At 71.4% G+C, this 8,209-nt stretch carries 8 protein-coding genes; all 8 read left to right on the forward strand.

What is annotated here, in order from left to right:
• On the forward strand, nt 1-691 hold a 691-nt coding region (locus ASF38_RS09500; RefSeq protein ID WP_056575507.1), incomplete at its 5' end, for a 1-acyl-sn-glycerol-3-phosphate acyltransferase.
• Between the two features lie 78 nt (nt 692-769).
• Nucleotides 770-1,813 (forward strand): tRNA (adenosine(37)-N6)-threonylcarbamoyltransferase complex transferase subunit TsaD, encoded by a 1,044-nt coding sequence (tsaD, locus tag ASF38_RS09505; RefSeq protein WP_055964438.1) that lies wholly within the window; start codon nt 770-772, stop codon nt 1,811-1,813.
• Nucleotides 1,814-1,877: 64 nt separating this feature from the next.
• Nucleotides 1,878-2,825 carry an ATP-binding cassette domain-containing protein gene (locus tag ASF38_RS09510; protein ID WP_056575510.1) on the forward strand — a complete coding sequence of 316 codons (948 nt, stop codon included), beginning with the start codon at nt 1,878-1,880 and terminating at the stop codon, nt 2,823-2,825.
• Nucleotides 2,822-3,640 (forward strand): ABC transporter permease, encoded by an 819-nt coding sequence (locus ASF38_RS09515; RefSeq protein WP_056575513.1) that lies wholly within the window; start codon nt 2,822-2,824, stop codon nt 3,638-3,640. The genes ASF38_RS09510 and ASF38_RS09515 overlap by 4 nt, the downstream gene beginning before the upstream one ends.
• A 121-nt stretch (nt 3,641-3,761) precedes the next feature.
• Entirely contained in the window at nt 3,762-5,075 is a 1,314-nt protein-coding gene (locus ASF38_RS09520; RefSeq protein ID WP_055964447.1) for a GAF domain-containing protein, read from the forward strand.
• An 820-nt stretch (nt 5,076-5,895) separates the two neighbouring features.
• Nucleotides 5,896-7,419 carry an aldehyde dehydrogenase family protein gene (locus tag ASF38_RS09525; RefSeq protein WP_055964450.1) on the forward strand — a complete coding sequence of 508 codons (1,524 nt, stop codon included), beginning with the start codon at nt 5,896-5,898 and terminating at the stop codon, nt 7,417-7,419.
• 84 nt (nt 7,420-7,503) lie between these two features.
• Nucleotides 7,504-7,905, forward strand: a complete 402-nt coding sequence (locus tag ASF38_RS09530) for a DUF779 domain-containing protein (RefSeq protein ID WP_055964453.1) — start codon at nt 7,504-7,506, stop codon at nt 7,903-7,905.
• Nucleotides 7,906-7,974: 69 nt separating this feature from the next.
• Nucleotides 7,975-8,209: fibrinogen-like YCDxxxxGGGW domain-containing protein (locus ASF38_RS18480; RefSeq protein ID WP_200914493.1), on the forward strand; the 235-nt coding region annotated here is incomplete at its 3' end.

The raw sequence follows: 8,209 nt of genomic DNA on the forward strand, positions 1-8,209 counted from the left end.
CGGCACCGAGCACGTGCCGCGCACCGGGGGAGCGATCCTCGCGGCCAACCACATCGGCTACGTCGACTTCGTCTTCGACGGCCTCGCCACGCAGCCGTCGGGTCGCCTGGTGCGGTTCATGGCGAAGAAGGAGGCCTTCGACCACCCGGTCGGCGGACCGCTCATGCGGTCCTTCCACCACATCGAGGTCGACCGTGACGCCGGACAGGCGTCGTACGACAAGGCCGTCGAGTACGCGCGCTCCGGCGAGATCGTGGGCATCTTCCCCGAGGCGACGATCAGCCGCTCCATGGAGATCAAGGAGCTCAAGACGGGCGCCGTGCGGATGGCCGCGGAGGCGGGCGTCCCGCTCATCCCCATGGTCACGTGGGGCACGCAGCTGCTGAAGACCAAGGGTCACGAGTCCGACATCTGGGGCCGTGGCAAGACGATCGCGCTGCACGTCGGCGAACCGATCCCGGTCACGGGTGAGGACCCGGTGGCCGAGACGCAGGTGCTGCGCGAGGCCATGACGGCGCTGCTCGACAAGGCGATCCGCGAGTACCCGGTCTCCCCGGAGGGTCAGTGGTGGGCCCCGGCCCGCTACGGCGGGACGGCCCCGACGCCGGAGGAGGCGGCCCGGCTGGACGCCGAGGAGAAGGCGCAGAAGGCCGCCCGTCGCGCCGCGAAGCAGGACGGGCAGTCCTCCTGACCGCACCTCGCGGTCCTCGGCGTTCGGCCCAGGACCAGGTCGGCCGCGGGCTCCACGGGGTCTGAGAGACTGGTCGGCGTGACTGAACCGATCGTGCTCGGCATCGAGTCGTCGTGCGACGAGACCGGCGTCGGCATCGTGCGGGGCACCGACCTGCTGGCGCACGCCGTGGCCTCCAGCGTCGAGGAGCACGTGCGATTCGGTGGCGTCGTGCCCGAGGTGGCCAGCCGGGCCCACCTCGAGGCGATGGTGCCCACCCTGGAGCAGGCGTACGCCCAGGCGGGCATCGACGTGCGCGAGGTCGACGCCATCGCCGTCACCTGCGGTCCCGGTCTGAGCGGGGCGCTGCTGGTGGGCGTCGCCGCGGCCAAGGCGCTGGCGATCGCGCACGACAAGCCGCTCTACGGCGTCAACCACCTGGCCGCCCACGTGGCGGTCGACCAGCTCGAGCACGGTCGCTTCGACCGCCGGGTGGCCGCGCTGCTGGTGAGCGGCGGGCACACCGAGATCCTGCTCGTCGACGACATCGCCTCCGACATCACGATGCTCGGCACCACCATCGACGACGCGGCCGGCGAGGCCTTCGACAAGGTGGCGCGGCTGCTGGGCCTGCCGTACCCCGGCGGGCCGCACATCGACCGTGTGGCGCAGGAGGGCGACGGCACGGCCATCCGGTTCCCCCGGGGACTCACGGCCGCCAAGGACGCCGACCGGTACCGCTACGACTTCTCCTTCTCCGGACTCAAGAGCGCCGTGTCCCGGCACGTCCAGCACGAGCAGCGCATGGGGCGCGACATCGACGTCGCCGACGTCGCGGCATCGTTCCAGGACGCCGTGGTCGACGTGCTGACCCGCAAGACCGTGCAGGCGTGCCGCGACCACGACGTCGACACCCTCGTCGTCGGGGGAGGGGTGGCCGCGAACGGGCGGCTGCGCCAGATGGTGCTCGAGCGGGCGTCGGCGGCCGGGATCGAGGTCCGCATCCCGAAGCCGGGTCTGTGCACCGACAACGGCGCGATGGTGGCGGCGCTCGGTGCCGAGGTCGTGTCGCGCGGCATCGCCCCGTCGTCGCTCGACCTCCCCGTCGACTCCAGCCTGCCCGTCACCCGCGTCGTCGCCTGAGCGTCGGCGGCGTGCCTGTGCACGGCTCCCGGCGCGGGGCGGCCGTCTCTGGCAGGCTGGCGCCGTGGCAGTCATCGAGGCACGTGGGCTCGGCAAGTCCTACGGCACCCGTCGCGCGGTCGACGACCTGAGCTTCACCGTGACGCCCGGCAGCGTCACGGGGTTCCTCGGTCCCAACGGCTCGGGCAAGTCCACCACGATGCGGCTCATGCTCGGGCTGGACCGGGGTGAGGGCCGCACCACGTTCGACGGCCGCACCTTCGGCGAGCTCGAGCAGCCCATGCGCCACGTCGGCGCCCTGCTGGAGGCCAAGCCCTTCCACCCCACGCGCCAGGCCCGCCACCACCTGCAGATGCTGGCGGTCGCGAACCGCATCGAGCGTCGTCGCGTCGACGAGGTCCTCGAGCTGGTCGGCCTGACCTCGGTCGCGAAGGGCCGACCCAAGAAGTTCAGCCTCGGCATGGGGCAGCGGCTGGGCATCGCGGCGGCGTTGCTCGGCGACCCGCACACCCTCGTGCTCGACGAGCCCAGCAACGGGCTCGACCCCCAGGGCATCACCTGGCTGCGCCAGCTGCTCAGGCACCTCGCCGGCGAGGGCCGCTCCGTCTTCGTCTCCAGCCACCTGCTGCAGGAGATGGCGCTCCTGGCCGACGAGCTCGTGGTCGTGGGTCGCGGACGCCTGCTGGCCAACGGTCCCGTGAGCGACTTCGTCGAGCACGGCGGCACGGTCCAGGTGCTGCTGCGCAGCCCCGACCTCCACGTCCTCGCCCCCGTCCTGACCGCCGCCGGGGCCACGCTCACCCCGGACGCCGACGGAGCCCAGGTCGTCTCCGGTCTCGACGCCGCCCGCATCGGCGACCTCGCGCACGAGCACGGCGTGCGCGTGCACGAGCTGTCCACCCGGCGGGCCACGCTGGAGGAGGCCTTCCTCGCGGCCACCGGTCTCGACGAGGAGTACCGAGGCGCGGTCGCCGACCCGGGCCACGACCGCGAGGGCGGAGGAGAGCGATGATCGACGCCCTGCGCTACGAGGTGGCACGCCTGCGCACCATCCGGTCCACCTACTGGATCCTCGGGGTGGCCTTCGCCTTCCAGCTCCTGCTCAGCGTGCTCATCGCCTGGAACCTCCCGGAGACCGGCCCGCTGTCGGGCGGCGACAACACGTTCGCGATCCTCGTGACCGTGGGGGCCTCGCTCGGCTTCGCCCCGCTGTTCATCGCCTACGTCATCGGCCTGCTTGGCGTGTTCTCGATGGGTCACGAGTACCGCCACGGCATGATCCGCGCGACGTTGACCGCCCTGCCGAGCCGCATCTCGGTCATGCTCGCGAAGATCCTCACGACGGCCGTGCTGTCGCTCGTGGCTGCGCTGGTGTGCGTGGGGATCGCGGCCCTCAGCGCCCTGGTGTTCGGGGTCGGCATGCCCACGTTCGAGGGGTTGCGCGACATCGCCCTGGGCACCGTCCTCTACACGACCCTGTTCTCGCTCTCGGGGCTCGCGTTCGCCACGCTGACCCGCAACCAGACGGCGGCCGTGGCCATGCTGCTGCTCATCCCGTCCCTCGTCGAGGGCCTCGTGAAGGCGGTCGTCCTCGCGATCAAGGCCGCCTCCGACGACCCCTCGGGCCGTGGCGGGCTCGTCGAGGTGCTGCGCTTCCTGCCCTACGACGCAGGCGGACAGATGTACACGCGCCTCTCCCTGGACAACGCCCTGCAGATCTTCGGCGTCGTCCCGTTCGGTCCGGTCGGGGGCGGTCTGGTCATGGCGGTCTTCGTGGTGGTGCTGCTCGTGCTGGGCACCGTCGCCTTCGTGCGGCGCGACGCCTGACCCCGCCTCCGCGGCGGTTCGGCGCGACGCCCCGCAGCCGGTCGATGGACGTCCTCCGGACGGCCGGAACTCGGGACCTTGCTCCCCTGTCCCCGTGAGCCAGGTCACGTAGACTTTCTCCATGCCACGCACCTCGGAGCCCAGGGCGCACGAGCGGCAGCACGACGTCGCCGTACCGGCGGGCTCCGACCCGGACTCCCTGTCGCGCTGGCTCCGCCGCGCGCACGAGGAGTTCCTGACCTCGGGCACCACCGACGCGCCGGTGCGTTCGGTCGTGCGCGACTCCTGGAAGCGCAGCGTGGCCGGTGGCCTCGACCCCGAGACCGACCTGCCCCGCATCACGCTCGACGACGAGGCCCTGCGCGAGATCCGCGAGCACCACCCGCTGGCCCCCGGCCTGCCGGTCATCCGACGGCTGCTCGTCGAGAGCGCCGCCGACGCCGGGCTGCTCGTGGCGGTCAGCGACGCGGCCGGTCAGCTGCTGTGGGTCGAGGGGTCGTCGGGCCTGCGCTCCCGGGCCGAGGCGATGCACTTCATGCCCGGCGCCGACTGGAGCGAGACGAGCGCCGGTACCAACGCGCCCGGCACCGCCCTGGCGATCGACCGGCCCGTGCAGATCTTCGGTCCCGAGCACCTCGGGCGCCAGGTCACGCCCTGGAGCTGTTCGGCGGCTCCCATCCACGATCCCGACACCGGTGCGATCCTCGGTGTCCTCGACGTGACCGGCGGAGCCGAGGTGGCCACCGCGCAGGGGCTGGGCTTCGTCCGCGCGACGGCTGCGGCCGTGGAGGCGGAGCTGCGGATCGCCCGGCTCCAGCCGAGCGCGTCGCCGCTGCAGGTCTCGAGCGGCTGGTCCGCCCCCCGGCTCGACGTGCTCGGCGTGCACGGCGCCACCTTGCAGGTCGGTCCGCTCACGTCGCGGCTCAGCGGACGCCACAGCGAGCTCCTGCTGCTGCTGACGCGGGCGCCCGACGGGCTCACCGCGGCCGAGCTGGGCGTGGCGCTGAGCGACGACGACCAGGCGCCGGTCACCATCCGTGCCGAGCTGTCGCGCCTGCGCGGGGTGCTCGGGCCCCTGGAGCTCGCGTCGCGGCCCTACCGCCTGCGCACGGCGGTGCGCACCGACGTCGACGAGGTGCGCGACCTGCTGCGCGACGGTCGGCTGCGCAGCGCCGTGGCGGCCTACCGCGGGCCGGTGCTGCCGGCCTCGACCGCCCCGGCGGTCGAGGAGCTGCGCGACGACCTGCACCTCGAGCTGGTCTCGGCCCTGCTGGCCAGCGACGACGCCGACGCCGTCCTGTCGTTCGCCGACACCCCGCACGGTCGTGACGACCTCGGGGTCTGGTCGCGGGCGCTGGAGATCCTCCCGACGACGTCACCCCGCTACGCGCAGGTCGCGGCCCACGTCGAGAAGCTCGACCGCGCGTTCGGCTGAGGGGGCGGAGCTGCGGCCGGGTCTCCGCTCGCTGCTGCGTTGCTGTGGCTGGGGCTTCTCGTGCTGCTGCGTCGCTGTGGCTTCGCGTCGAGGTGGTCTCCGAAAGGGCCTCGACCGGAACGGTGGGTCTCGTCCCGGCTGGGTCTGCGGGGCGCGGCCACGATTCTCCCTCTGCGCGGGATCCACGCACGATTCTTNCCTTCTCGTGGACCGTGCCTCGCGAAGGAAGAATCGTGGCGACGCCCAGGGGCCACGTAGGGGCAGGGATTCTCCCTTCGCGTGGACCGTCACGCGCAAAGGGAGAATCCCTGCCCACCCGACGCGCGAACCGGCCCCGCGGGACGCAAGATTCTGCCTTCGCGTGCTGAAGCCCGAACGATGCTGCGTTGGTGACGGGATCCCGTAACGAACGCAGCATCCTTCGACCCCTCACGCACCAACGCAGAACCTTGCGCCCCCCCGAGCCGCCCTCCGAGAACCCAACCCGAGCTCGGACCCCGCCGCCGGTCGAGGCCCTTTCGGAGACCGACCCGACTCGCAGCCGCGGCGACGCAGCCGCAGGTCGAAGCCCCACTCGCGGGAGCGCAGCCACGGGGAAGCCCCACCCACGGGAGCGCAGCCGCAGGGAAGGCCCACCCGAAGCGACGCAGCAGCGAGCGAAGACCCACCCGCGGGAACGCAGAGGCAGCCGACGACGCACCCCCCGGAGCGACGCAGCAGCGGTCAGGGCAACCACCCCGCAACGTCGACACAACGTCGTTGCAACGATCCTGTGACTAGCGTCACGCCCACCTGATCCCACCCCCTCCGAGGAGCCACCATGAGCGTGTTCGCCCAGCCCGGTACCGACGGTTCCGTCGTCACCTACAAGTCGCGCTACGACCACTGGATCGGCGGCGAGTACAAGGCCCCCGCGAATGGCCAGTACTTCGAGAACGTCTCGCCGGTCAACGGCAAGGTCTTCTGCGAGATCGCCCGCGGGACCGCCGAGGACATCGAGGCCGCCCTCGACGCCGCCCATGCCGCCGCACCCGCGTGGGGCAAGACGTCCGTGGCCGAGCGTGCCGTCGTCCTCAACAAGATCGCCGACCGCATCGAGCAGAATCTCGAGATGCTCGCTGTGGGCGAGACGTGGGACAACGGCAAGCCGGTCCGCGAGACCATGGCCGCCGACCTCCCGCTCGCCGTCGACCACTTCCGGTACTTCGCCGGTGCGATCCGGGCCCAGGAGGGCCACCTGTCGCAGATCGACGACGACACCGTGGCCTACCACTTCCAGGAGCCGCTGGGCGTCGTCGGCCAGATCATCCCGTGGAACTTCCCGATCCTCATGGCCGTCTGGAAGCTGGCACCCGCGCTGGCCGCCGGCAACGCCGTGGTCATCAAGCCCGCCGAGCAGACGCCGGCCTCGATCATGCTGCTGATGGAGCTGATCGCCGACCTGCTGCCCCCGGGCGTCGTCAACGTGGTCAACGGCTTCGGCACCGAGGCCGGGGCCCCGCTGGCCTCCTCCAGCCGGATCCGCAAGATCGCCTTCACCGGCGAGACCACCACGGGCCGGCTGATCATGCAGATGGCCAGCCAGAACCTCATCCCCGTCACGCTGGAGCTCGGCGGCAAGAGCCCCAACGTCTTCTTCGAGGACGTCGCGGCCAAGGACGACGCGTTCTACGACAAGGCGCTCGAGGGCTTCACGATGTTCGCCCTCAACCAGGGCGAGGTCTGCACCTGCCCGAGCCGCGCACTGATCCAGAACTCGATCCTCGAGCAGTTCCTGCCCGCCGCCACCGAGCGGACCAAGCAGATCAAGCAGGGCAACCCGCTCGACACCGACACGATGATCGGCGCGCAGGCCAGCAACGACCAGCTGGAGAAGATCCTCAGCTACTTCGAGATCGGCGTGCAGGAGGGTGCTCGCATCATCACCGGTGGCGAGCGGGTGGACCTCGGCGGCGACCTGTCGGGCGGCTACTACGTGGCGCCGACGATCTTCCAGGGCCACAACAAGATGCGGGTCTTCCAGGAGGAGATCTTCGGCCCCGTCGTCTCGGTCACCGGGTTCGACGGCTACGACGACGCCATGAGCATCGCCAACGACACGCTCTACGGCCTCGGCGCCGCGGTGTGGTCGCGCGACACCAACACGGCGTACCGCGCCGGTCGTGACATCCAGGCGGGCCGCGTGTGGACGAACAACTACCACGCGTACCCGGCGCACGCCGCCTTCGGTGGCTACAAGTCCTCCGGCATCGGCCGCGAGAACCACCTGATGATGCTCGACCACTACCAGCAGACGAAGAACCTGCTGGTGAGCTACTCCAACAACGCCCAGGGCTTCTTCTGAGCCGACAGCACTGACGTCTCGAGGTCCGGCCGCAGGGTCGGACCTCGAGGTCGTCCTCCATCCGTCCCACCCGAAGGAGCCGTCATGACCGTCGAGCGCATCGCGATGACCGAGAAGGCCGCCGACCTCCTGCGCGAGCTCCGGACGTCGCACGGCAAGCCCCTGATGTTCCACCAGTCGGGCGGCTGCTGCGACGGGTCGGCACCCATGTGCTTCACCCAGGGCTTCTACATCGTGGGGCCCACCGACGTGCACCTCGGCGACCTCGACATCGGTCCCGAGCCGGGCATCGACGAGGCCGGCGTGGTGCCGGTGCACATCTCGCGCGAGCAGTTCAACTACTGGTCGCACACCCACATCACGATCGACGTGGTGCCCGGGCGCGGTGCCGGCTTCTCGATCGAGGGGCCCACGGGCAAGCGGTTCATCATCCGCTCGCGCATCTTCACCGAGGAGGAGACCGCAGCCCTGGTGCCGGTGGTCTGAGCCGCGGCTCACAGCGCGGATCTCGGCATTGTCGGTGCACGACCTCCACCGACGTGGCACGGTCGGTCGGTGACCTGGACGACCGCTGCCCGACGACTGGTCGCGCTCGTGATCGTCCCGGTGGCGGTCACGACGTCGGCGCACCTCGGTACCGCGCCTGCCGCGCAGGCGGCCACGGTGGTCCCCGACGGCTCGACCCAGGCGTCGGCCGCGGCGTCGTGCTGGGAGGTCAAGCAGGTCGAGCCCTCGGCGACCGACGGCGTCTACTGGCTGCTGACCCCGCAGCTGCGGACGCCCACGCAGT

Source organism: Aeromicrobium sp. Leaf272 (assembly GCF_001422865.1).
In the GTDB taxonomy this organism is placed as follows: domain Bacteria; phylum Actinomycetota; class Actinomycetes; order Propionibacteriales; family Nocardioidaceae; genus Aeromicrobium.